This is a genomic window from Vibrio sp. 10N.222.54.A3, assembly GCF_041474095.1.
GTDB lineage: Bacteria > Pseudomonadota > Gammaproteobacteria > Enterobacterales > Vibrionaceae > Vibrio > Vibrio crassostreae_C.
In genome coordinates, this window is the sequence record NZ_JBFRTN010000047.1 from 1 (window position 1) to 25,663 (window position 25,663).

A 25,663-nucleotide genomic window follows, 5' to 3' on the forward strand; every position below is an offset into this window, starting at 1 on the left:
ACTATTGGGGGTCAGTTCATGATCAGCGGCTTTCTTGATGGTGATAAGCGGAGGTTAGTTGTCCAACCCTTTAATTGGGTTCATCGAGTGATAAACGGTGTTCACGTCACCAGTCATCGACAATGAACTCAAGTCATCAATGAAGAAACGGCTGGTCATTGTGTGCTTACCGCCATTGATAAAGATTTCGATCACTGACTTATCAACATAAACCTCGATGGTTTGCTTGGTGCTCAACCTCGGTGCTTTTCTCACTGAGCCAAACTCTTCCGCGTAGAGCTGAGACATCTTACTGCGATCAAGCATGAACTCCTTTTCTGTAGCACTGAACACGATGTTATCACCCGCAACGTTAGCAAGTGTAAACTCAAACTCGTCAGTATCAGTTTCGAGCTCAACCATGAAGCTGGTTGTATCCAATTCAAGAGCATTTTCAACCACCACAGCTTCACCCTGTAGCGCTTTCAATTCAGGTAAAGCAGACTGAACAAGATAGCCATCTTGGATTTGAAGTTCGCGTGGTAACGACAACATGCCCGCCCACTGATACTCATTAGATGGTGTATTAATCTCAGGCAGACCAATCCAAGCAATCAGAATACGGCGGCCTGTATCATCTAGATAAGTCTGTGGTGCATAGAAATCGAAGCCATAATCTGGTTGCGCAATATCTTGGTGGTTTTCCAGTTCTACCGAATCGAGATTTAGGCGGTCACCGACGATATAAGCCACCGAGTAGATATTTTTGAAATCGTATGGATTTTCGCTAGACACACCTTGTGGAGAAAACAGCATCACCGACTGATTCTCTATTTCAAAGAAATCTGGGCATTCCCACATATAGCCAAGGTTGTTGTAACGAGTTTGAATTGGACCTTTGTGCTGCCAATTCATCAGGTCTCGGCTGCAATATAGCGCCATAGAGCCAGTATTTTGAGGCGTTTGAGCACCCACAACCATCAGATAATCGCCGCCCTGTTTCCACACTTTTGGGTCTCGGAAATGTTCGGTGTAGTGATCGTTTTCGATAACCACGCCGTGCTTTTCTATTTTGCCGTCAGCAGACATCTTGGCAAAACATTGAGTTGGCACTCGCAACCAATTTCCATCGCGCTTGTTACCTGTAAAAAACAACAATGCATTGTCGTTTTCAACCAATGCACCACCAGAGTAAACACCGTGAGAGTCGTAATCTTGGTCTGGGTGCAAGCCAATGCCGTGGTCTTCGAAATGAACGAAGTCTTTGGTAGAAAGGTGGTACCAGTACTTCATACCATGGACGGGGCCAACTGGCGTCCATTGGTAAAATAGGTGGTGTTCACCATTAAAGAAACACAGACCATTCGGATCATTAAGCAGACCAAACTTAGGCGCAATATGGTAGCTTGGATAGCCAGAGTCTTGTTTGCGAAGCTCTACCATCGCATCAATACTCTCTAGAGAAATATCTTCTATACGGCGATATCTTTGCTCTACTGTCCAGTTCGAGTTCAAACTCATACACTCTCCTCTACGGCATTCGTATTTGAAGAGTCTTTTTGAATAAACTGAGTAAGAGCTTCTTGCGTTGGAAGTGCGGTCATTGCGCCTTTTTGCGTGGTCGCCAGTGCACCACACACATTCGCCCACTGAATTGCAGAATCGACGACTTGTTGATTGTTCCACTCATCATCTTGAGAAAGCTTTGCAAGCAAACCGCCAACAAAAGCATCGCCTGCACCCGTGGTATCCACTGGCGTCACTGAGCGACCTGAAATCAACACACCTTGGTTTTCAAATACTCGCCAAACGCCTTTCGCGCCCTGCGTAACCAGAACAAGCGTGTTGTTAAGATCTGCAATGTTAGCCAAACCTTGTTCCATCGAAGTTGAATCGGTTAAGAAATCCAGTTCTTCTTCTGAGAATTTAACCACATCAGCCAATTCAACCGCTTTCATGACCACAGACTTAATTTCAGATGGGTTTTGCCACACTTCATCACGAAGGTTTGGATCGAAGCTGATGTAACCGCCCGCGGCTTTCATACGTCGGATCGCTTCGAAGGTACTGCTTCGGCTTGGTTCATTAGCCAAAGAGATCGAGCAGACGTGTAGCCACTCGTTTTTCTTAAATTCGGGAATGTCTTCAACAGACATAAACTGGTCGGCACTTGGCTTAACCATAAACGTAAAGCTACGCTCGCCTTGGTCATCAAGATCGACCACCACGGTTGACGTGCGTTGTTCAGGGTCCTTCACCAAACGCTCGGTATTCACACCTTCCTTTTGCAGAGTCACTTCCATAAAAGTGCCAAACGGATCGTTACCCACTCGGCCAAAAAATGCGCTTTTGCCTAAAAGGCGAGAAATCGCTACCGCGACATTAGCAGGCGCACCGCCCGGACATTTCAATAATGTCGCGTCAGTCTCCGGAATGAGGTCGACGACGGCGTCTCCAGTTACCCAAACTTGATTCATCTTTCTTACCTTAAAACTGAAAATCATGACAACCGAAAGCGATGGCAATCGAAAGCAGTAGCAACCAAAAGCAAGGTGACACTTCACGCTGTCATGTAAAAATATAAAAAGGCTAGCTAAGCCAAATCACCTAGCTAGCACCCCAAAGCTTAGGAAATGAAGTGAAAAGGGGGGCTTCACTTCTAGGGAGAAACGTTAAGCTGTTGCTTTAATGTTTTGCTTGCTGCGCTCGCGCAGACCTAAAACAACGGTCAGAGCAAAGGCAGTCACGAACGCGATAATCATACCTACCACGTAGTAGCCAATCTTTTCTGGTGATATTGAGATGATGCCAGGAATACCCGCCGCACCCAGTGCTTGTGCTTTCACATTGAACATCGTGATAAACGCGCTTGAAATCGCAGCGGCACAAACCGCAGCAATGAATGGATAGCGAAGCTTCAAGTTCACACCGAACATTGCAGGTTCAGTAATACCAAGCAAGCCAGTCACACCAGAAGGAATCGCGATACCTTTCATTTTCTTATCTTTACTCATGAAACCAACCGCCAGTGCCGCTGCACCTTGTGACACGTTAGACATCGCCGCGATAGGGAAGATGAACGTACCGCCAGTCGTTGCGATATCCGCAAGCAGCTGAGTTTCAATAGCAATAAAGCTATGGTGCATACCAGTAATAACAAACGGCGCATAAATCAAACCAAACACCGCACCGCCAATGAAGCCAGCACTGTTGTATAACCAATTTAGGCCGTCACCAAGCAGGAAGCCGATATCACGAGTAAATGGACCAACAATCGTGAATGTTAACAAACCAGTTATGAAAATCGCCAATAGCGGCGTTAGCAAGTTATCCAGAACCGAAGGAATAACTTTACGCAGCCCAAGCTCAACTTTCGCTAGAATAAACGCAGAAACAAGAACGGGTAGTACTGAACCTTGATAGCCTACTTTCTCGATTTCGAAACCTAAAATGTTCCAAACCGGAATGCTGCCCGACACTGATGCGCCACCGAAGCCCCAGCCGTTAAGCAAGTCTGGGTGAACCATCAACATACCTAAAGCCGCGCCAAGGTATGGGTTACCACCAAACTTCTTACTCGCTGAAAATGCTAATAAAATAGGTAAGAACACAAAAGGAGCATTAGCAAATGTATTGATCATGTTTGCTAAGTCGGTCAAACCCGGATTAGCGTCGATTAAAGATTTGCCATCAATGAATAAGCCTTGAGCCGTCAATAGGTTGTAGATACCCATCAACAAACCACCAGCAACAATCGCCGGAATGATTGGTACAAAAATATCAGACAGGCCTTTCACCGCGCGTTGCAGGATATTTTGGTTGTCAGCACCTGCAGACGCCACATCGTTGGTCGACATTTCCGTCATTTCAGTCAGCTTAGCCAACTCAGCATAAACTTGGTTTACGATGCCTGAGCCAAAGATGATCTGATATTGACCTGCCACTTTAAACTGGCCCTTAACCCCTTCTAGGTTATCAATCGCCTGTTCATCAATTTTATCTTGGTCTGCAACCGCAAGACGCAGACGAGTCGCGCAGTGTGCGAGTGCGGTGATATTACTTTTACCACCTAATAGAGAAAGCAGCTCTTTTGCTATTTTTGGATAATTCATTACATACCCCATTGGATTATCATTTGAGCTTTTGAATTTTCGGGAACGTTTGCAAAACAAATTTTTGCCTAGAAATAACAAATGATCAAAGATAACTGCTCAATAGTGTGAGAGTGATCTTCAAATTATCTCCCTAGGATAAGAAGACAGGGTTAAAATCCCCTAATAACAGGTAAATTTGATGCTCTGTTTGCAAACAATCCCAAAACTAAAATTACAATTGGATAATGAATAATGGCTAGTCTTCATGATGTCGCTCGTCTCGCTGGAGTTTCCAAGTCGACGGTTTCAAGAGTAATCAATGATGAGTATGGCGTAAAAGACGCGACCAAGGTGAAGGTGCGTAAAGCAGTTGAAGAGTGTGGCTATCTCCCAAACCAAGTCGCTAAAGACTTAAAGTCCCAAAAAACCAACCTGGTTGGCGTGATTGTTCCTAGGGTTTCTTCCCATGCCACCTCTCAGGGTGTCGATGGTTTAACCGCCGTCTTAGAGCAAGCGGGCAAGCATGTATTATTAGCGAGCACACACCAAACACACCATAAAGAACTTGAATATATTCAGATATTTAACCAGAGGCGTGTTGAAGGTATCATCCTGTACGCGACCCACCTCGACAACCAATTAGTCAAAGCGATTCAAAGCTCTGCCGTACCCGTGGTATTGGTTGGTCAAGACGGGTCAATGTTTAACATCCCAAGCATTGTGCACGACGACACTCGCGTAGGGTTTGAAGCGGGTAATCGCCTCATAGCGAAAGCTTGTAAGCATATGGGATTCATCGGTGTGCAAGGTGACGATATTGCGGTTGATAAGATGAGATCGGAAGGCTTCGCTCAATCGCTTCAATTTAACGACCTCACACTGCAATTTCACGCCCGTGGCGACTTCACGATAGAATCAGGTTACCAACTGGCGAAGCAGTATCTCAAGGAGCACACCAAGCTCGACGGCCTATTCTGCGCCACTGACCGTATCGCAATCGGTGCGATCAGAGCCATTCAGGAAGCGGGGCTCGTTCCAGGAAAGGATATATTGGTGCTCGGTGTAGGTGACGATGAGCTCGCTTCAGTATGCACACCAACGCTGTCTACGTTTAACTATGCGTTTGATAAAGCGGGAGAAAATGGAGCCAAGCTGCTACTCGACCGTATTGAGAAAAAAGGCTTTGAAATGAGCAAGATGGTGTTGACCTTCACCACTATTGACCGAGAGTCTTGCTAGCGATTTATTTCAGAGATCAGGTTATCCCAAGATAAAAAATGCCAACCTTCGAGTTGAAACGATAAGGTTGGCATTTGGTGATGCGACTATCACATCATGAGTAACACTCTCTATCTAAACGATATATCAAGCAATTAGAACCAAGTTTCCATCTGCAGTGCAAACAGAACCTCGCCGCCCTCTCCCATCGTTGCAGCATCTGCTTCAGTGCTGATCGAGTAACCATTTAGGTCTTCACTCCAATCCACATAGCTCACAGCGAAACGCAGTTCTGGTCGGTCAAAGAAACCAGTGCTAGTTGAAAGCTTGAGTGTTGGTGCAACTGTCGCTTTGTAGAAACCGCCGCTCGCTTGCTCTGTCGAGTTGTCTAAATCCATGTATTGCAATGAACCTTCGTAAACCATCTCAAAGTTCTCTGTGAACTCTTGAGCTAATCGAACGTTTAAAGAAGCCCATGTGAACTCGTCATTCTTCTTCAAACGGTCTTGGCTATGCTCTGCCATTAATGCAGGTGCTAAGCGCCAGTTGTCGCCAATGCGAGTGACACCGTAGCTAAACAGGCGAACGGCTTTCGCGTCATCCAGTAGATCACCATTTGAACCGATGCCTTTTAGCTCTGCACCTAGGCCACTACCCACTAACATACCCGTTTTAGAGAAGCCTTCGCTCAGACCAAAGAAGTTGTCTCCATGGTACGCAAACATTGCGTGTACACCGCTTTCAGCTGCGCCATTTAGGCGGCTATCGTTGTCTGCTGAGGTCATACCGCTCAACATCACTTGCCATTGGCCAATACGGTTATTCATGGTTGCAATGTAGTTTTCTACATCTGTTGACGAGCTATCAATCTCACCAAAATCTCGGCCATAAATAGAGAAATTCGCTTTCCAGTTGTCGCTCATCTGAACGTCATAAACGCCCGCACCAGTACCTGATAAGAAGACAATATCCGAATCGAAAAAGTGAATATCAAAGTTGTCGCGATCAAATCGTTTACCCGCCCAAAACGTTGCTTCAGAAAACGCTTCAGATTCAGAGAACATGCTCAGACGGTTCAGTTCTGAATACACTTGTCGCACATTCAACTGGCTTTCGCTGGCAGTCCACTCGTTATTTGTCTCAGTACTGTCGGCCAACATGATGCGAAACAAAGCACTAGAGCCATCGTCTGCAAATCGCTTATGAATCAAGTTCGCTTCAACGTAATGATCATCTTCAACACCAAGACGTCCAATTGGAGCTCCAATGGCACCCGCCGCTGTCATGTAAGGACCAGTACCTGTCGCGCCGTTTAGGTCGTCGTTGATCAATAACCCAGAGCGAGCATAGCCGTGAAACTCAAACGAAGAAGCCTTTTCATTGGCCTCGGTAGAGACCTGCTCTGTTTGTGCAACCCTTTGTTCTAATTCATTAATACGTTGCTCTAATGCTGCAACGTCTTCACTTGCTAATACCGATGTAGTCACTAGCCCCATTGTTACAGCAACCGCTAAAATGTGTCGTTTCATTCTGATGTTCTCACGTTAATTGTTTTGGATTATTTGCAAACGTTCCCAAAACAATTCGTAAGCACATTTCGGCTTATACTTTTGATGTATAAGCTCTATATCGAAGAAGAAATAGAAATCAGTCGTGTTGATTACTTCACTTTTGTATCTGAGTGGATGATAGATCGATAATTTCGGGAACGTTACCGAAAATGCATAATTCTGATAACTTTGTCACAAGTGAAATTGATTAATGGGCGAAAAATAGTGTATCGCGCACATTAGATATCTCAGAAAAATAGAGAGAAAATCCAGTACGAGAATTAGGAAAGGCGCTAAAAAATGCAACAGGTTGGCTATAAAAATTAAAGCCTGAGAAGCGATTTTTCAGGCTTTAGAAAGGCGTTCATTGATAACAATAGGTCGTTTTTTGAAAAGTGTATGACATTAACTAACGTGACAGTTTATAGAAGAATAAAGCGTTTAAAAGACTACTTTCTCTTACCCTGCTCCACCAGCTTTTCGTTCCATGCCGTATTGCCGTCACGCTTAGTCACGTCATACTCTGAACAGAACTGAGAGATGGTCATGTTGTTGTCGCCAGTCGCCAATTTCAACGCCAACTGAACTTGTTGAAGCTTGCTTTGCAGTCGCAAGATTTGACCAGCATTTGGGCTTTTCTCTTTGGCGTATTTTAAAGCCGCATGCTTACGTTCTGCCGCGCCCGCTCGGCGATCTGCTTCTGATAACAGATACTTGAGTTGAGCAACACTCTTGCCTTTCTTGAAGGCAGGATCAAGCAACTCAACGCATTCATCAAACGATGGATCGATAACGTATGGGTCAACTTTATGAGCTTGTTGGCGCATCCATTCGAGTGCGAGTTTTTCATCTGACATAATTACATCTTTACCAAAGAAACAGCCCTATATGGTATCGCTCAATAGCAAACCGCTGCAATAACAAATTGAGTGACTTTACGCCTTTTTACACTGTGCCGATTGACTAATTTAACAATCACAGCTCCAATAGTTGGCTTTAACGCATCACAAACAGCTCTTCGTGGTAGTGCTTTTCAATATCAAATTGATAGGTGTCTAATTCTTTTTTCAGTGATGTAGAGAACAACTCCGGCCCGCAGAAATACATCTCGTACTCGTTGAGGTCGCCACATTGATTGACAATTCTTCCGGCGTTTAGCCGCGGTGAGTGCAAGGTATCTATCACGGTCAACTTCACACCAACCGCGTGTGCTAGGTGCCACAACTCATCGATTAATTGCTTATCAACACCGCGAGTACAATAAAACAGTTGAATACGAGGATGATCTCGTTCTGTTTTGAGCGCTTCAAGTGTTGCAAAAAACGACGCTATCCCGACACCACCAGCAATCCAAATTTGTGGCTTGCTTAGGTCAAAATAAAGTCGACCATAGGGTCCTTCAACCGTAACCGCATCGCCCGCTTTCACTCGTTCATATAGGCCATTAGTAAAATCACCCAGCTCTTTGATCAAAAAGCGCAGCTCTGGATCATCACTGCCAGAAACAATAGTAAACGGATGCGGGTCTTCATTACCGAAACGCAAGTACGCAAACTGCCCAGCTTTGTGACCTTGCCAAGATGCCTCCGGTTTTAACACCAGCTCCATCACTTCAGCTTGTGGAAAATAGCGAGTCGAGATAATCGTCGCTGAGTGACGATTACGACGCCCAACCAAGCCCAACAAACTGTAAATCGCTGCGATAGACCCAGCCAAAGCAAATGCCACAGTTAGATAATAAATAGGTTCTCCCCAATACGCTCGTTTAAGCAGGATTACTGAGTGGAAAGCGATAAACAGGTACGCAACCGACATCAGACGGTGCGACAATTTAAACGGTTTGTACTTCACTGCCGCCCATAGTGACGCCACCAGTAAAATGAGCAACAAGTAGAAGCCCCACTCGCCAATACTCTGAGCAATACCGCGTAATTCATTGACCCATAACTCCCATCCAGTCAAAACAGCTTGCGGCCCTGAACCATCGTGTCGAACAGGCTTATCTAACACACCAGACACCACCAATGACTTAGGTATTTGGTACCACAACCAGTGTGTCACACCCAGTGCAACACCACCGATACCGAGCCATTTATGGACTCGATATGCTTTATCCATACCTTTCAGCCAATTCTCAACCATAGGCAAACGCATCGCCAAGATCATTGTGATGGACATTAACACCAGAGACAAAATACCTGAGTACTGAATCATGGCTGAGCGCCATTCAAAGACATCGCTTGAAGCGAATAATTGCGGTTCCATCGCAAACCAAAAGGCTGACATTGTGGCAATCATTGCCCAAATGATATTGCGGACTGTTTTCATTTGTTAACACTCATAAAGACGACATCATTACTTTAGCTCCTGTGATGTAAAGGGACGTCAACGTACGTAAATCTATGCAAAGGATCTCGTTCATTGTGCTGTAACAGAGATAAAAGAGACAAACTGCCCACGGCCAATAAGCGCTCTTTGATCGATAAAAGCGGATTCTTCGTACATATAAGTCCGTTAGTGAGCATGCTCGAAGATAACAATAAATGAGAAGAAGAGAAGATATGAAGGACATGACCCTTTCTAAACAAGATATCCAAACAATGGACCCGCGCCACCGCATTCGTTTGGTTAACTCCCTATCTGGATTTAAAAGCGCCAACCTAATTGGTACTTGTGATAAACAGGGGCTTGAAAACCTTGCGATAGTGAGCTCTGTCATTCACCTAGGGTCTGATCCCGCGCTGCTTGGTTTTATTGTTCGCCCAGATAAAAGCCGACGTCATACGCTAGAAAACATCCTAGAAACTAAGTACTTCACCGTTAACAGCATTGGTGCTGACTTTGTTAAAAAGGCCCATCAAACCTCGGCTCGCTACCCTAAACCAGTCTCAGAATTCAACGCGGTCGGCTTAACGGCCTATTATGACGACACATTCCCCGCTCCCTTCGTCTTGGAGAGCAGTTTAAAGATAGGGTTAGCGTTCAAAGAACAGATAACAATCGAAAGCAATCAAACGCAAATGTTGATCGGTGAAGTTATAACGATTCACGCACCCAAACGCGCCGTGATGCCGGATGGCTACCTTGATTTAGAAGCGTTGGATTTGGTCACGGTATCAGGGCTTGATAGCTACCACGTAACTCAAAGACTGCACCGATTAAGCTATGCAAAACCACAACAGCCACTCTTTCCACTCACTCGTGAAGGTAACCCAACTTCATGGGAAGCTTTCGAACTCAATCTAAACTAATTTTGTTCGGCAATTTGCTATCAAAAGTGCTAACGTCCTTTAATTCCAAGAGATGCATCTCACAGAGGCGCATCTCACTGAGCACACTATTGATTCTTACGTCTGTTTCCAAGGACCCTTTTGAAGTTAACTCACTTTAAATACAAAACGCGCGAAGGCCCAGACTACCGACATGGCGATCAGGTGTCATTCATGGACATCAAACAAACCTTCGGTATGGGCAGCATTCGTGTGGGTGCTTGGGTGACGAAAGAAGAAAAAGAGTTGGCCGCAAATCTGATATTCGATTCGCTAGCCGACTTGGCTTACATCTTGGCTTTGCCACCAGAAGCGATTGGCCTTCGCGGCACATTAGGCTTAGCGTTCGGCAGTGGCGGCAGAAAAGGCGTACAAGCACACTATGCCCCGAACCAACGAGAATTAGCCCTCGCGAAGAATGCCGGAGCTGGCGCGCTCGCTCACGAGTTTTGGCATGCATTTGACCACTATATCGCTGAGAAAGCGTTTGAAATCGGCGATACCTCTGGCCCTCGCAAGCAGATCCTGTTCGCCAGCGACTGTTGGTTGCACGATAGAACGGTGCGACCTCATCCATTAAACGAAAGTTTGATGTCTCTGTTTGATGCCACACTGCTTAGCGACAATAACTTGGACAAACACGATTATGTGGCTCGCAGTGTGATTGCCGACAAAGCGATGTCTGCCCGTTACTTCTCACTACCCACAGAGATGATGGCGCGCGCTTTTGAATCCGTGATTGAATCGTGTTCCGATATCAAGAACGCTTATCTAGTGGATGGCACAACCAAGCCTGATATGTACCCCGTGTATCCTGATATGGCGCACCGAGAACAGATATACCAAGCCCTGCAAGGTTACTTCGCACCATTAGGCCGATCTTTGAGTAAATAGCATTTTGAGTCAGTAACTCTCTGCATATTTACAATGAATGACATGTACCATAAGTTGATCATGTGTAACCTCTGATATAACATGTACAACAAGCGGAACATGTAGAATAGTTAATTCATGAATGATTAACTATTCTGTGTATATAGAAAGATTAAACATATCCAAAAACAACAGGGTAAATAAGTGATGAATATTGTTTCTTTTACTGAGGCCAGAAATAGCCTTAAGTCTGTGCTCGATAGAGTGGTAGACGATTCTGATGTTACGGTAATAACCAGACGAGATTCAGAAGATGCCGTGGTAATGTCTCTTGATCATTTTAATTCAATGCAAGAAACCTTGTACCTAATGAGCTCGCCTAAAAACGCTGAAAGATTGGCTGAATCTATTGCTCAACTCGAAGCCGGAAATACAACCGTTCGAGAATTGAATAATGACGAATGATCGAAAGATTGTATTTACAGATAATGCTTGGGAAGATTACCTATACTGGCAAACCCAAGACAAGAAAACGCTCAAGAAACTAAATAAGTTGATTGAAGCCGCCAAAAGAACGCCCTTTGAAGGGATTGGAAAGCCGGAGCCACTAGTCGGCAACCTGTCTAGCTTTTGGTCAAGACGAATCGATGACAAGAATCGATTAGTGTATAAAGCAGATGACGATAACTTTTATATAATTGCTTGTCGTCACCACTATTAAAAGCAGTAAGCAGCACATAGAAAGGGCAGTAATGATCAGTTGGCCATCTTTGGTAAAACTCGACGGTGATGATGAGCTTATTTACGTCGCGTCAGAACAAGATTTCCAGGTGGAATGCTCAGATATGATCTTGGGCGAAGATGATTACCTCATCGATTCTGAAGGCGACAGCTACTCGCTGCAATCAAGCTCAAATCAACTGTCTCTAGCTAAACTAGCAGACCAGTATTCGGTTGAGAGCGTGACCAAACTGATTCGAAATCACGAGTTCCAGAAAGCCGAAGTGTGCCTAATGAAGATCCACTTCCTAACTATCGAAGAAGCGATTCAGTCTTTGGCTTTTGAGGCTCGCTAATACTGCTTAAGAGCTCGTATCAAAGCGAATCCCCAAGACAGATTAAACAAAAACAGCGCCAATTCAGGCGCTGTTTTTGTTTGTTGTCTTAGCTATCTCAAAGAAAGCTAATACATTAAGCGATAAAAATCTGTGCCAGTGCGTAGCCTAAGCAACATGCGCCTACTACACCGATTAAACCCACCGACATGAATGAATGGTTGAAGTACCACTTACCAATCTTGGTGGTGCCAGAGACATCGAAGTTCACCGTTGCGATATCTGATGGGTAGTTCGGGATGAAGAAGTAGCCGTAAACCGCAGGCATCAAGCCGATAAGCAGTGCTGGGTCTAACCCTAAGCCAAGGCCAACCGGTAGCATCATACGTGCTGTTGCTGCTTGTGAGTTCACCACAACCGATACGATGAATAGCGCTAGTGCGAACGTCCATGGGTAGTTAGTCACCATTTCCACGATGCCAGACTTGAACTGAGGCATTGCGTATTGGAAGTAGGTATCCGACATCCAAGCGATACCGAAGATAGCAATCGCCGCCACCATACCCGATTTGAATACCACGCCGTTTGGCACATCACGTGGGTCAGTTTTGGTCGCCAGCAAGATGATACCGCCGAAGCAGAGCATCATCATTTGGATGATCACCGACATCTTGATTGGCTTGTCTCCGTCAACGATGGTTCTGATTTCAGGCACCATCGCCACGATAACAATCACGACAATTGAAAGTAGGAAAATCAATACCGCATTACGAGCCGAAGTTGGAAGCACTTCATCCAAAGACGTCGCCGTGGTGCTTTCGATACGCTTTTTCCACTCAGGATCTTTTAGGCGCGCTTGATATTCAGGATCGTCATTCAGTTCTTTGCCGCGTTTCAAGCTGTACAAAGAAAGCAAAAACGTACCAAATAAGGTTGCAGGTACCGTCACCATCAAAATGGAAAGCAGAGTAATAGAATGTTGAATATCAGAAAGCTGCGCGAGGTAGTACACCACAGCGGCTGAAATTGGAGATGCGGTAATAGCTAGTTGAGACGCGACAGACGCAGCTGCCATTGGACGCTCAGGACGAATACCGTTCTTCAGTGCAACATCGCCAATGATCGGCATGATGGAGTAAACCGCGTGGCCAGTACCCAATAAGAAAGTCATCGAGTAAGTCACGAACGGAGCTATCAGGGTAACGCGTTTCGGGTTCTTTCTAAGCACCCTTTCCGCCACTTGCAGCATGTATTTCAAACCACCTGCCGCTTCGAGAATCGAAGCACAAGTAACAACGGCGAGGATGATCAGCATCACGGTGACAGGTGGAGACGTTGGTGGCATCTTGAAGACAAACACCTCGATAACCAAACCAATACCCGAAACAACACCTAAGCCAATACCGCCATACCGAGATCCGATATAAAGGACGACTAATAAAAATAGAAACTCAAAATACAACATAAGCAACCCTGCTAAAAATGTGGACTAATGTTATTTTCTCCCTAAGCTCAGCCATTTACTTATTGCTTGGTCACACTATGATTGCAGGCTCCCGGTAATTGTTTTTTATAAGATTATGGTCACGTAAACCGACCTGTAAGTTTATGAAATGTAATAATAAGCCAGACGCACAAGCTAGATTTGTTATGTGGAATAATCATAATTGTTTCTGTTAGATCTGGATGGCCTATAAAACACAAGGCTCATAACTGAACGATATTATTTCAACCACAATCAATCACATTTAAAGTCATGCAGAAGCATATTGCCGAGCCGATTGGATATATTCTTACTGAACGTTGACTCGCCTATCACTAGACACTATGTCAAAATACCCGCCCTCACGATGACAACACATAAAGAACCACGGATATGAATTTTCAAGCTGCTATTTTTGATATGGATGGGCTGCTGCTCGACACCGAGCGACTTTGTATGCAAGTTTTTGAAGAAGCATGTCACGCGCAAGGTGTTCCGTTTTTGCAAGATGTCTACCTAGGCATCATTGGTTGTAACGCAAAAACCATCGAACAGATTTTTCGAAATGGTTACGGTGAAGGGTTAGATTACCCAGCGCTGAATAATGAATGGCGCACCCGCTACAGTGCAATTGTTAAAAACCAAGCAATCCCGGTAAAAGATGGCGTGATTGAGCTGCTTGAATGGCTAAAATCGAATGACATTCCAATCGCGGTAGCGACCTCCACTCAGCTTGATATCGCAAAGAAGAAGCTTGAGCTAGCTGGCCTAGATTCGTACTTCGCCTCATTAAGCACAGGCTGCGAAGTGACTCACGGCAAACCTCACCCAGAAATCTACTTGCTAGCGGCAGAACGCTTAGGTGTTGCACCTGAAACCTGCCTAGCGTTTGAAGACTCAAACAACGGTATTCGTGCATCAATGGCAGCGAACATGATCAGCTTCCAAATTCCAGATTTGGTTGAGCCTTGCGAAGAAGTAAAAGCGCTTGGCCACACGATCAGCCCATCGCTGCATCATGTATTGGCGCAGCTGCAACAAGCCGCAGCTTAAAAGCCAATACAACAAATAAAGACCAATATTAAGCCGACTCACAGAGTCGGTTTTTTTGTTGGTATACTTTTTATAAAAGATAAAAACTCGCGCTTGAAACTGTTACAGTCGATGTGAATAAATGCTAGATAATAAGCAACATCATTAACGGAGACAGAGACGCGTGAAGGAAAAGTTTGAAGACCAACTGCTTGAGTTTGCACAGCAAGAAATGACACAAGATGCAGCACACGACATCAGCCATATTAAGCGTGTCGTCAAAACCGCAAAAGCTTTGTGCGATCAAGAACAAGCTAAGCTTGAAGTCGTGTTACCTGCTGCTTATCTTCATGATTGCTTCACCTTTCCTAAGAACCACCCAGACAGGGCCCAAAGCTCAACAATGGCAGCAGATAAGGCGATCTCTTTCCTCAAATCTATCGAGTATCCTGCGCCCTACCTTGATGAGATTCATCACGCCATTGTCACTCACAGTTACAGTGCCAACATCACACCAGAAACCTTGGAAGCTCAAGTCGTCCAAGATGCGGATCGACTAGATTCTCTCGGTGCGATTGGTATTGCTCGCTGCCTGTATGTGGGCCAGAGCTTTAACGCAGAACTCTATAACCACCAAGACCCGTTTGCGAAGCAACGTGACTTGGATGACAAACATTACAGTGTCGACCACTTTTACGTGAAGCTATTCAAGCTGGCTGAAACAATGAATACAGAATCTGCCAAATTAGAAGCCAACAAGCGCACCGACTACATGCGTGGTTTTCTCGCTCAATTGGCGACAGAAGCTTAAGCTCCTTTTCATATAGAAATTAGTCCCCATATCATAAAGAATCGCTTTAGTTTGGAACCTTCAATGACCCAAGAAAAATTCGACACCATTTATCAACGTGCGGCTCACCGTAAAGGTGGCGCAGCAGAACTCGAAAAGATTGTCCGTGCGCCCCTTTCACAAGCCGAGTTATCACAAATCACTGATGACCGTTGGCTGGCCGCTTTTACCGAAAAGGTCTTCCAGTGTGGTATTTCGTGGAATGTGGTGAGAAAGAAGTGGCCACAATTTGAAGAAGTATTCTTTGAGTTCGATATTGAAAAGATGCTGATGCTGCCGAATGAGATGTGGGAACAGAAAGCGCAAGACCCGCGCATTATTCGCCACCTCACCAAGGTAATGACCATCCCTGCCAACGCCATGATGATCCACAATGCCAAGCGTGAAGCGGATTCCTTCTCGCAAATGGTTGCCGACTGGCCATCAGAACGTATCACCGAGCTGTGGGATTACCTGAAAAAACACGGCAAGCGATTAGGTGGTAATACTGGAGCCTACACTCTGCGCCAAATGGGTAAAGATACCTTCATCTTGTCATCAGATGTTGAAGCACACCTACGCAGCACAGACGTGGTTGATAGCGGTCGTAACACCAAGCGAGCACAACTGGCAGCGAGTAAAGCCTTCAACGAATGGCAGCAACAGTCAGGTCGTAGCCTGAGCGAAATCAGCCAGATTGTTGCGTACAGCTGCGGTGATAATCGCGTCTAGTTTTGAGAAGAATGACTTAAAGCTTTAGATTGCACACAGTTCACTGCAAACTAAATGTTATAAGTCATTAACAAATAAGCGTGCATCGCACTTTCATCCGGTGGCATTGTATAGATAAATGTATACAATATAGAGTAACTCTCATGAATTATTCTCGACTTACCCAACTCGACTAAACAAGGGCCCTTATCTCTATGACAGCTCTCAAAAACTCTGTCTCCAAAGGTATAAATACAAAAGTATCAGGCCAGACTCAAGACGATGTTGTTTACTGCCATATCTTCGACGCGATACTAGAACAAAGGCTGCCACCAGCCACCAAATTAAGCGAAGAAGCCCTCGCAGAAATCTTTGGCGTTAGCCGTACTATTATCCGTCGTGCCTTACTACGACTCTCTTTGGAGCAAGTTGTGGTGATCCGCCCTAACCGAGGAGCTGTGATTGCGGCTCCAACAGTAGACGAAGCCAAACAGATATTTAAAGCACGTGAAGTAATGGAAATTGCTATCACCGAGCTAGCCGTTAAAAACGCGACCAAAGCTCAAATCGAAGAGTGCAGAAAATTGGTCGCGAAAGAGAACAGTGCTTTCGACCAAGGTGATTACGGCTCTGGCTTACGTTTGTCTGGAGAGTTCCACATCAAACTGGCTGAAATGGCCGAAAACGCTCCACTGCTGGCTTTCCAACGCAGTTTAGTATCGCAAACCTCACTGCTGATCGCTCAATACGAAACGGGCAACCACTCAAACTGTTCTTTAGACGAACACTCCGGCTTACTGGATGCAATAGAGTCAGGCAACGAACAACAAGCCGTCGAGTTGATGCAAGAACATCTAAGCCATATTCGTTCTAAACTCAACCTAGACAGCAGCACAGCTTCTAGTGATCTACATGTGGTATTCTCCGATCTGCTTAAGAAGAAATCATAGTCCTTTAAACAACAATTTTTATAAATCGACAGAAGTGAACCAATTGTGTTCACTTCTCTTCTTTATACCTGAATCCCTCTTTTTACCTTATAAAATCAACGCAGCTTTGCCCGGAAATTTTGCTCTCTATTACCTCAACACTTCAGAAAAGTTGAATAGTAACGATACTTCACATCACAAAAACTCCTCTTAATTTGTATACATAGTCAAAATTCAACCTTCACCAAAAAACTTCTAAATAACCAGTCAAGTCCATATAAAACAAGTCACTACAATAGAAACTAAATTGTACACAATCCACCAAAGCGCCATATTGTTGCGTTTTTGTAAACAAATAGTTGACCCTTAGGTCAGGATGGATAATTATTGACCTAGAAGTCAAAAAGAATACACATGGAAATATGTCGATTTACAAGGAGGTCTCTTGATTACTTTTTTGCTCAATCAGGAAATAAGACGTGAAGATAATCTGTCGCCAAATATGACAGTGCTCAACTACCTTCGTACCAAAGTTAATAAAACGGGTACAAAAGAAGGTTGCGGGTCGGGTGACTGTGGTGCATGTACGGTAGTTCTGGGTGAAGTGGTTGATGGACAACTGCAATACCGCTCGGTGAACTCTTGCCTTACGTTCGTTTCAGCGCTGCATGGCAAGCAACTGATCACAGTAGAAGATCTGCAAAATCGAGATCGCTCATTGCACCCAGTGCAAAAAGCGGTGGTTGATTTTCACGGTTCACAGTGTGGTTACTGCACGCCGGGCTTCATCATGTCGATGTTTGCGCTAGGCAAAAACAAACCCGATGCGAGCAAAGAAGACGTCATGGAATCACTGGCGGGTAACCTATGTCGTTGTACAGGCTACCGACCAATTGTTGATGCTGCGATGTCACTTTCAACAGACCAACCTTTGATCGACCAATTTGCTGAACTTGAACGCAACACCATCAAGAAGCTAGAAAGCATTCAAGACACTGAGGCCAACTTACGCCTTGGTCACCTCACCGCTTTTTCCCCAAAAAGCACCGATGAGTTGGCCAAGCTTTTTCAAGCCCACCCGAACGCTAAGCTGGTTGCTGGCGGTACGGATTTAGCGCTGGAAGTGACGCAATTCCATCGTGAGATTGAAACACTGATCAGCGTGAACCTTGTTGAAGACATGAAGGTATGTGAAGAGACCGACACCGATCTAATCATTGGTGCCAACCTGCCTATCAGTGATTCTTACTCACTATTGAAAAAACACTACCCAGATTTTGGTGAACTGCTGCATCGCTTTGCTTCACTGCAAGTGCGTAACCAAGGCACCATCGGCGGTAATGTAGCGAATGCTTCGCCTATCGGTGACACCCCTCCTCTGCTGATTGCCCTTAACGCAAAGATCAAACTTCGTTGCGGTGACGAGTCACGCACCATGCCGATTGAAGATTACTTCATCAGCTACAAAGTGACGGCGCAAAAAGAGAGTGAGTTCATTGAACAGATCATCATTCCTAAGCCAACTAACGACAGCTTCCGAGCTTACAAACTGTCTAAACGTTTAGACGACGACATCTCTGCGGTGTGTGGTGCGTTTGATATTCAAATCGAAGACGGCAAGGTTTCTTACGCTCGTATCGCTTTCGGCGGTATGGCTGCAACACCTAAGCGCGCGGCGCGTTGTGAAAATACGTTATTAGGCAAACCATGGACAGACGCTAATATTAAGTTAGCGATGCAGGAACTGTATAACGACTTTGAGCCGCTATCTGATTTCCGTGCCAGCCAAGAATACCGTTCATTGTCGGCAGCCAATATGTTGCGTCGTTACTTCATTGAACAGCAGAACAAAAACAACCAAATCGAAACAAGGGTAACGTCTTATGTCTAAATCAAATTCCTCTGTTCACAAGAGCAATGCGATGACCCACGAAGAGATGGTTACCATTGCAAAACAAGACCTAAAAACTGGCGTAGGTAAAAGCGTAAAACACGACAGTGCAGCCAAGCAAGTCACGGGCGAAGCGGTATACATTGACGACCGCCTAGAGTTCCCAAATCAGCTGCACGTCTACGCACGCCTGAGCACTCAAGCACACGCGAACATTACCAATATAGATTTATCACCGTGTTACGAATTTGAAGGCGTGGCGATTGCCATTCAAGCCAAAGACGTACCAGGTGAATTGGACATTGGTGCAATCCTACCGGGCGACCCACTGCTTGCCGATGGCAAAGTAGAATACTACGGCCAACCTGTGATTGCTGTGGCAGCTAACGATCTAGAAACCGCACGCAAAGCCGCGCACGCAGCCGTTATTGAATACGAAGAGCTACCAGCCATTCTTGATGTGAAAGAAGCGCTGGCAAAAGAGCACTTCGTAACAGAAAGCCACACTCAACAGCGTGGTGACTCAAAAGCAGCACTGAAAAAAGCGAAACACGTGATCTCTGGTGACCTAGAGATCGGTGGCCAAGAACACTTCTACCTAGAAACGCAAATCAGTAGTGTAATGCCAACCGAAGACGGCGGCATGATCGTCTACACCTCTACACAGAACCCGACCGAAGTTCAAAAGCTGGTTGCGGAAGTGATTGGCGTGCCGATGCACAAAGTCGTGATTGATATGCGTCGTATGGGTGGTGGTTTCGGTGGTAAAGAGACTCAAGCAGCCTCTCCAGCCTGTATGGCTGCGGTGATTGCCCACCTTACAGGCCGACCGACCAAAATGCGTCTGCTGCGTAATGAAGACATGCAGCAAACCGGTAAACGCCACCCGTTCTACAATCAATATACAGTCGGTTTTGACGACAACGGTGTGATTCAAGGTGCCGACATTACCGTTACAGGTAACTGTGGTTACTCACCAGACTTATCAAGTTCTATTGTCGACCGCGCGATGTTCCACTCAGACAACGCTTATTATCTAGGCGATGCAACTGTGGTCGGTCATCGATGCAAAACCAATACCGCATCGAACACCGCTTACCGTGGCTTTGGTGGCCCGCAAGGCATGATGACGATTGAACACATCATGGACGAGATTGCGCGTTACCTGAAAAAAGATCCTTTGGAAGTACGTAAAGCGAACTACTACGGCGAAGAAGGCCGTAATGTGACCCATTACTACCAAACCGTTGAAGACAACTTTTTACCTGAGATAACCGAACAGCTTGAACGCAGCAGTGACTATCACGCACGTCGTAAAGAAATCGCTGAGTTCAACAGGCAGAGCCCTATCTTGAAGAAAGGCCTTGCTATCACACCAGTGAAATTCGGCATCTCGTTTACTGCGACTTTCTTGAACCAAGCAGGTGCGCTCATCCATATCTACACCGATGGCAGTATTCATTTGAATCACGGTGGTACGGAAATGGGGCAAGGCTTGAACATCAAAGTGGCACAAATCGTTGCACAGGAGTTCCAAGTCGATGTCGAACGTATCCAGATCACCGCTACAAACACAGACAAAGTTCCGAACACATCACCAACCGCAGCCTCATCGGGCGCCGACCTCAACGGTAAGGCCGCGCAAAACGCCGCAATAACCATTAAGCAGCGCCTGATCGACTTCGCTTCTTCGCACTTCAAAGTGTGGCCTGAAGAAGTGGTGTTTAAAAACGGCATGGTGCAGATCCGCGATGAGATCATGACCTTCAACTCATTTGTTGAACTGGCTTGGTTCAACCAAATCTCGCTATCAAGCACTGGCTTCTATCGCACTCCGAAGATCTATTACGATCACGAGAAGGCGCGTGGTCGTCCGTTCTACTACTACGCCTATGGTGCTTCTTGTTCAGAAGTCATCATCGATACCCTGACTGGCGAGAACAAGATTCTGCGTGTCGATATTCTGCATGACGTAGGCGCTTCATTGAACCCGGCGATTGATATCGGCCAAGTCGAAGGTGGCTTTGTACAAGGTGTCGGTTGGTTAACAACGGAAGAGTTGGTGTGGAACCAGCAAGGCCGCTTAATGACCAACGGCCCTGCAAGCTACAAAATCCCTGCGATTGCTGATATGCCAATTGATTTCAGAACGCACCTTTTGGAAAACCGTAACAACCCAGAAGACACCGTCTTCAACTCGAAAGCCGTGGGTGAACCGCCTTTCATGTTGGGTATGTCGGTATGGAGCGCACTGAAAGACGCCATTAGCTATGTCGCCGTCGATGGCGCGATTCCTAAGCTCAACACACCTGCAACGCCAGAACGTATTCTGATGGCGATTCAGGAAGTCACTGAAACGGCTCCGACTTCGGTCGATGCTCAATCAGAAACGGCTTAGGGCTCATATCGATCGTTTAGCTTGAGAAGCATAAAAAGGGATTTAGGAGGACATATGTTTAAGGATAATTGGATTCACGAACTGGCAAAACTGGAAGAGAACTACGAACCGTGTGTGATGGTGACGGTTCTTGAAGACAGAGGCTCCGTTCCACGCGATGCGGGCACAAAAATGCTTGTCACTCGTGACCGAATCATCGCTACGATTGGTGGTGGTCACCTTGAACATGTGGCCACCAAAATGGCTCGCGAGATGCTGATTGCCAACGAAAAATCGCTCAAAGTGGAACGCTTCAACCTAGGCGCTCGCTTAGGCCAGTGTTGTGGCGGAATGGCAACACTAAGCTTTGAACCGATTGGCACTCAACAGAACCACCTTGTGCTGTTCGGCGCAGGCCATGTTGCCAAAGCGCTGCTGCACATTGTCGCGACTCTGCCCTTCCGTGTGACCTGGATTGATGAACGTGAAGAAGTGTTCCCTGAAACGCTACCACACGGTGTGAAGAAGCTTGTCTCAGACGATCCGGTTGGCGAAGTGAAACACATGCCACCGAACAGCTATTACCTAGTGATGACGCACAACCACCAGCTCGATTTCGATTTAACCAAAGCGATTATCGACCGTGAAGACAGCCGTTACTTCGGAATGATTGGATCACTCACTAAGCGCAAGAAGTTCGATTTCCGCTTAGAGCAACGCGGCTATAGCCAAGAACAAATTGAAACCATGCTTTGCCCGATTGGTATTAGTGCGGTGAATGGCAAACATCCTGCGGAAATCGCAGTATCGGTTGCCGGTGAACTGATCGCACACTATCAAGGCCAAGCACTTGAACAAAAGCGCCCAACCAAACAATATCGAAATCAGGATTTGACCGATCAACACAGTCAACCAAGCGACGTAGGCGAACCACCATTGGAAGAGAAGATCGCCTAACACAAGTCGCAAAGCTTCAGTGGCCATAACGTCGCTGAAGTCATTAAAAGGAAGTAAACATGACAACGCAACGCAAAGCTTATCGCGCCAGTATTTTACACAGCGTCGCCGACCCAAAAGACGTCGGTATCGATGAGTCTTACGACTATTTTGAAGACGGTGTTTTAGTGGTTGAGAACGGCCATGTCGTCGACTTGGGCCATGTCGACGAGGTATTGGCTCGCCAACCTAAAACACTCGAAGTCAAAGAATACAAAGACAAGCTGATCACCTCTGGCTTTATTGATACGCACATCCACTACCCTCAAACAGGGATGATCGCGTCTTACGGTGAGCAACTTCTTGATTGGTTAGAGAACTACACCTTCCCAGAAGAAAAGCGCTTCAAAAACCCAGTCTACGCACACAAAGTGGCGAAGCTATTCCTAGACGAACTAGCAAGCAACGGCACAACCACGGCACTCGTGTTCGGCACGGTACACAAAGAGTCGGTTAACGTTTTCTTTGAAGAAGCTGAGAAGCGCAACCTACGTATGATTGCGGGTAAGGTTTTGATGGATCGCAATGCGCCTGATTACCTCACCGACACGCCAGAATCTGGCTACGCCGACTCCAAAGAACTGATTGAGAAATGGCACAACCGCAGCCGTTTGCTTTATGCCGTGACACCTCGTTTCGCGCCAACCAGTACACCAGAACAATTGGCTACCGTTGGTAAATTGCTAGAAGAGTACCCAGATGTGTATATGCACACGCACCTTTCTGAAAACGAGAAAGAGATTGAATGGGTAAAAGAACTGTTCCCAGAGCGCGACAGCTATTTGGATGTGTATGACCACTATGGCCTACTGCACAAACGTTCGGTTTTCGCCCATGGCATTCACTTGTCTGATTGCGAATGTAAGCGCCTAGCCGACACGGAATCTGCCATTGCTTTCTGCCCGACCTCTAACCTGTTCTTAGGCTCAGGTTTATTCCGATTACCAGAAATGGAAGAGCACGGCATTCGTGTTGGTATGGGGACTGATGTCGGCGCAGGCACTAGCTTCTCAATCCTACAAACCATGAGTGAAGCCTATAAGATCATGCAGCTTCAACATAAGAAATTGCACCCAGCTAAGTCACTATTCTTAGCCACATTAGGTGGTGCACGTTCACTGCATTTAGAAGACAAGATTGGCAACTTGGAAGTAGGAAAAGAAGCCGATTTCGTGGTGTTGGACTTACACGCCACACAATTGATGCGCTTTAGAATGGAACAAGCGACCAAGCTTGAAGAGAAGCTATTTGTATTGATGAGCCTGGGTGACGACAGAACCGTTAGCGAGACTTACATCTACGGCGAGAAAGCCTACGATGTGAATTTCAAAGATTATCAAAAGCTCGTTAGCTAGACTGAAAACCGAGTAACAATCGCTAGACAGCGACAGCCGTCGTTAATTAAAAATCCGTCCAGATTTATCTAGCCTTGAAAGACCAGTTGCTGATGCCACTGGTCTTTTTTGTACTTCATTCAAAGAAATATAAATTAACCGTTCACAAACAACGATCTTCGGTGACGCCAAGTCATTATATTGATAGGTTAATGTTTATACATATCGACTTCATACTTCACTTTAGCGTCTCTCTAAAACATTCGTTTCTCAGCTAAATGGAAGCACTCAATCTAGAAAGGAATTCTATGTTCGAACAGGTCGTCAGCATTCTGTTTCCCGTTTTTGCTTTAGCCAGTGCTGGCTTTGCGGTCGGTCGTTGGCTCAAGCCCGATTTCAAACCGATCAATCGCATCAACATGGATGTTTGTATTCCTGCTTTGGTTTTTGCATCGCTGACCACCATGCCCCTCGACACCGAACAACTGCCACTCATCACCGCCTCTTTGGTCGCGGTGTTAGTGCCAGCTTTATTGATGATTCCAATCTGTAAGATCTTTAAACTCAACTTCAAAGCTTGGGCTCCGCCACACATGTTCCGCAACAGTGGCAACCTCGCGATTCCCCTATTCACGTATACCTTTGGTGAGAGTGCATTAGCCCCTGCAGTACTGCTGTTTGTGGTATCGGCGTGTGTCCATATCAGTGTTGGTTTAGCGCTCCTAAGCGAAGGTAACCCGATCAAACAGATCCTCAAGATGCCGATATTTTTGGCCGCTGCATTAGCAATGACGCTCAACCTATCTGGCATTGCAGTATGGAATCCAATCTACGAAGCCACTTCACTGCTTGGACAAGCTGCTGTCCCAATTATGCTGTTGTCGTTGGGTTCGCAAATGGTGAACTTGAAGCTAAGCGGACTCAAAGTTGGCTTGCTGTGTACGGCTCAATCGCTGTTTACTGGTGCCATCGCCTTCGCCATCATCTACTTCTTTATCCCGCTGCCAACGCTGCACCTACAAATGATGGTGCTGTTCACCATGCTGCCACCTGCCGTGATGAACTACCTGTTCGCTGAACGGTTCAATGTCGAGCCGCCTAAAGTCGCGTCTATGGTGTTGTTCGGCAACTTCCTAAGTGTGGTTACCTTGCCTATCTTGCTGTCGTTCGCGCTGTCTATGTCGAGTTAATTGTCTACGCACTTATCCAGTTTAAGCTCTGCCGTCACTTTAGTAAGGCGCAGAGCTATTGCGAAACAGACTAAGTAAGGACTCACATACCAGAAGAGGCTTTCTAATGGCTGCTTCACCTGCGCTTCTCTGGTTTTTATGTATTGGTTTTTCTGCTTCTCATACTGACTCAACATACCATCCACCCACACTGCATCACTTTCAACCAGCGACACGCTAGGCGCAGGAACCGTAAAATCCGATGCGTTGGGTAACAAGGTAAAATCGACATCTTTGAACGTGATCGCCGTATTCAAATACCACAAACACGCTTCGTGGTGCTGAGCGTGATTATCTAAAGATGGCTGACCAGTGCAGGTATCACTTCTTAATTTATCCAAAGAAAACTGCTGAACCGATTCTAAAATCGCCACCGCTCTAGTTTGTTCTGTTTCAACCCAATCGCCCGCTACTTTCGCACGAATCTCAGACACTGCACCCAGCATCCCGATACCCGCTAGAAACGGCCATAAATAATCCATGAGCTTCCACTTTCGTCGGCTCAAGTTGAACCCACACTAAATCGGAAGATGAAAAAGGAGCGTTAGCCCAAGCGATAGCAAAACGAAATTCAAGGAGCTAGAGAGCATGAGTTCGCTATCAAAGAAGTTCTTCATAATGAGAGACTTGCCTGTATAACAAAGAGAAATTTGATACTAGGTTCGATACTTGAAAAGAGTGTAAGGGGAAAGTAAAAACAGCACAAAAAGTAGTGTAATAAACAATAGAGCGATATTCCTCCCTATATATCTCAGATCAAACCATAAACCAAACACAATAAAACCGGAAGACTCATTAACCCAGCAAATATCAG

23 protein-coding genes are annotated in these 25,663 nt (G+C 45.8%); 15 read left to right on the forward strand and 8 right to left on the reverse strand.

Annotated features, from left to right (window positions below):
* Window positions 1–54: 54 nt before the first annotated feature.
* The 3 genes from AB4507_RS11140 to AB4507_RS11150 all read right to left on the reverse strand — a co-directional run bounded on the left by AB4507_RS11140 (window position 55) and on the right by AB4507_RS11150 (window position 4,091).
* Window positions 55–1,500, reverse strand: coding sequence for a sucrose-6-phosphate hydrolase (locus tag AB4507_RS11140; RefSeq protein WP_017069759.1), 1,446 nt, complete (start codon window positions 1,498–1,500; stop codon window positions 55–57).
* Window positions 1,497–2,456, reverse strand: coding sequence for an aminoimidazole riboside kinase (locus tag AB4507_RS11145; protein ID WP_372138554.1), 960 nt, complete (start codon window positions 2,454–2,456; stop codon window positions 1,497–1,499). The genes AB4507_RS11140 and AB4507_RS11145 overlap by 4 nt, the downstream gene beginning before the upstream one ends.
* Window positions 2,457–2,651: 195 nt before the next feature.
* A complete protein-coding gene (locus AB4507_RS11150; protein WP_017061623.1) occupies window positions 2,652–4,091 on the reverse strand; it encodes a sucrose-specific PTS transporter subunit IIBC in 1,440 nt (479 codons plus the stop codon).
* A 234-nt stretch (window positions 4,092–4,325) separates the two neighbouring features.
* On the opposite strand from AB4507_RS11150, the gene AB4507_RS11155 reads away from it, so the two are divergent.
* Window positions 4,326–5,312 (forward strand): LacI family DNA-binding transcriptional regulator, encoded by a 987-nt coding sequence (locus AB4507_RS11155; RefSeq protein ID WP_017061622.1) that lies wholly within the window; start codon window positions 4,326–4,328, stop codon window positions 5,310–5,312.
* Window positions 5,313–5,446: 134 nt separating this feature from the next.
* Here AB4507_RS11155 and AB4507_RS11160 read toward each other — a convergent pair whose 3' ends face one another.
* The 3 genes from AB4507_RS11160 to AB4507_RS11170 form a co-directional block, all read right to left on the reverse strand.
* On the reverse strand, window positions 5,447–6,820 hold the full coding sequence (locus tag AB4507_RS11160; protein ID WP_372182677.1) for a carbohydrate porin: 1,374 nt from the start codon (window positions 6,818–6,820) through the stop codon (window positions 5,447–5,449).
* Between the two features lie 470 nt (window positions 6,821–7,290).
* A complete protein-coding gene (locus AB4507_RS11165) occupies window positions 7,291–7,698 on the reverse strand; it encodes a hypothetical protein (protein WP_017061620.1) in 408 nt (135 codons plus the stop codon).
* Between the two features lie 139 nt (window positions 7,699–7,837).
* Window positions 7,838–9,169 carry a ferric reductase-like transmembrane domain-containing protein gene (locus AB4507_RS11170; protein ID WP_017064979.1) on the reverse strand — a complete coding sequence of 444 codons (1,332 nt, stop codon included), beginning with the start codon at window positions 9,167–9,169 and terminating at the stop codon, window positions 7,838–7,840.
* A gap of 233 nt (window positions 9,170–9,402) precedes the next feature.
* Here AB4507_RS11170 and AB4507_RS11175 point away from each other — a divergent pair, with 233 nt between their 5' ends.
* The 5 genes from AB4507_RS11175 to AB4507_RS11195 all read left to right on the forward strand — a co-directional run bounded on the left by AB4507_RS11175 (window position 9,403) and on the right by AB4507_RS11195 (window position 12,059).
* The gene (locus tag AB4507_RS11175) at window positions 9,403–10,092 is read left to right on the forward strand and encodes a flavin reductase family protein (protein ID WP_017061618.1); all 690 of its coding nucleotides are present in this window, start codon (window positions 9,403–9,405) and stop codon (window positions 10,090–10,092) included.
* A gap of 120 nt (window positions 10,093–10,212) precedes the next feature.
* Window positions 10,213–11,004: a CLCA_X family protein gene (locus AB4507_RS11180; RefSeq protein ID WP_017061617.1), complete on the forward strand. Its 792-nt coding sequence runs from the start codon at window positions 10,213–10,215 to the stop codon at window positions 11,002–11,004.
* 186 nt (window positions 11,005–11,190) lie between these two features.
* Window positions 11,191–11,448 (forward strand): type II toxin-antitoxin system Phd/YefM family antitoxin, encoded by a 258-nt coding sequence (locus AB4507_RS11185; RefSeq protein ID WP_017061616.1) that lies wholly within the window; start codon window positions 11,191–11,193, stop codon window positions 11,446–11,448.
* Window positions 11,438–11,704 carry a Txe/YoeB family addiction module toxin gene (locus tag AB4507_RS11190; RefSeq protein ID WP_017061615.1) on the forward strand — a complete coding sequence of 89 codons (267 nt, stop codon included), beginning with the start codon at window positions 11,438–11,440 and terminating at the stop codon, window positions 11,702–11,704. Before AB4507_RS11185 ends, AB4507_RS11190 begins: the two co-directional genes overlap by 11 nt.
* 31 nt (window positions 11,705–11,735) lie before the next feature.
* Entirely contained in the window at window positions 11,736–12,059 is a 324-nt protein-coding gene (locus AB4507_RS11195) for a DUF4144 domain-containing protein (RefSeq protein WP_372182678.1), read from the forward strand.
* A gap of 115 nt (window positions 12,060–12,174) precedes the next feature.
* Here AB4507_RS11195 and AB4507_RS11200 read toward each other — a convergent pair whose 3' ends face one another.
* Window positions 12,175–13,503, reverse strand: coding sequence for an anaerobic C4-dicarboxylate transporter (locus tag AB4507_RS11200; RefSeq protein ID WP_010432780.1), 1,329 nt, complete (start codon window positions 13,501–13,503; stop codon window positions 12,175–12,177).
* Between the two features lie 411 nt (window positions 13,504–13,914).
* On the opposite strand from AB4507_RS11200, the gene AB4507_RS11205 reads away from it, so the two are divergent.
* The 9 genes from AB4507_RS11205 (at window position 13,915) to AB4507_RS11245 (ending at window position 24,810) form a co-directional block, all read left to right on the forward strand.
* Complete coding sequence (locus AB4507_RS11205; protein WP_017071658.1) at window positions 13,915–14,574, forward strand: HAD family phosphatase; 660 nt, start codon at window positions 13,915–13,917, stop codon at window positions 14,572–14,574.
* A 163-nt stretch (window positions 14,575–14,737) separates the two neighbouring features.
* Window positions 14,738–15,364, forward strand: coding sequence for an HD domain-containing protein (locus tag AB4507_RS11210; RefSeq protein WP_372182680.1), 627 nt, complete (start codon window positions 14,738–14,740; stop codon window positions 15,362–15,364).
* Between the two features lie 63 nt (window positions 15,365–15,427).
* A complete protein-coding gene (locus AB4507_RS11215; protein WP_016766965.1) occupies window positions 15,428–16,114 on the forward strand; it encodes a DNA-3-methyladenine glycosylase I in 687 nt (228 codons plus the stop codon).
* A gap of 194 nt (window positions 16,115–16,308) precedes the next feature.
* Complete coding sequence (locus AB4507_RS11220) at window positions 16,309–17,043, forward strand: GntR family transcriptional regulator (protein WP_065106896.1); 735 nt, start codon at window positions 16,309–16,311, stop codon at window positions 17,041–17,043.
* A gap of 424 nt (window positions 17,044–17,467) precedes the next feature.
* Window positions 17,468–18,913: a xanthine dehydrogenase small subunit gene (xdhA, locus tag AB4507_RS11225; protein ID WP_050632513.1), complete on the forward strand. Its 1,446-nt coding sequence runs from the start codon at window positions 17,468–17,470 to the stop codon at window positions 18,911–18,913.
* Window positions 18,906–21,311, forward strand: a complete 2,406-nt coding sequence (gene xdhB, locus AB4507_RS11230; RefSeq protein WP_372182681.1) for a xanthine dehydrogenase molybdopterin binding subunit — start codon at window positions 18,906–18,908, stop codon at window positions 21,309–21,311. Before xdhA ends, xdhB begins: the two co-directional genes overlap by 8 nt.
* Window positions 21,312–21,365: 54 nt before the next feature.
* Window positions 21,366–22,247, forward strand: coding sequence for a xanthine dehydrogenase accessory protein XdhC (gene xdhC, locus AB4507_RS11235; protein ID WP_372182682.1), 882 nt, complete (start codon window positions 21,366–21,368; stop codon window positions 22,245–22,247).
* Window positions 22,248–22,306: 59 nt separating this feature from the next.
* On the forward strand, window positions 22,307–23,641 hold the full coding sequence (gene guaD / locus AB4507_RS11240) for a guanine deaminase (RefSeq protein ID WP_108180033.1): 1,335 nt from the start codon (window positions 22,307–22,309) through the stop codon (window positions 23,639–23,641).
* A 287-nt stretch (window positions 23,642–23,928) separates the two neighbouring features.
* The gene (locus AB4507_RS11245; protein WP_004732869.1) at window positions 23,929–24,810 is read left to right on the forward strand and encodes an AEC family transporter; all 882 of its coding nucleotides are present in this window, start codon (window positions 23,929–23,931) and stop codon (window positions 24,808–24,810) included.
* Here the strand turns inward: AB4507_RS11245 and AB4507_RS11250 are convergent.
* Window positions 24,807–25,331: a hypothetical protein gene (locus AB4507_RS11250; RefSeq protein WP_017071668.1), complete on the reverse strand. Its 525-nt coding sequence runs from the start codon at window positions 25,329–25,331 to the stop codon at window positions 24,807–24,809. The two genes, AB4507_RS11245 and AB4507_RS11250, sit on opposite strands and share 4 nt — an antisense overlap.
* Window positions 25,332–25,663: the final 332 nt, after the last annotated feature.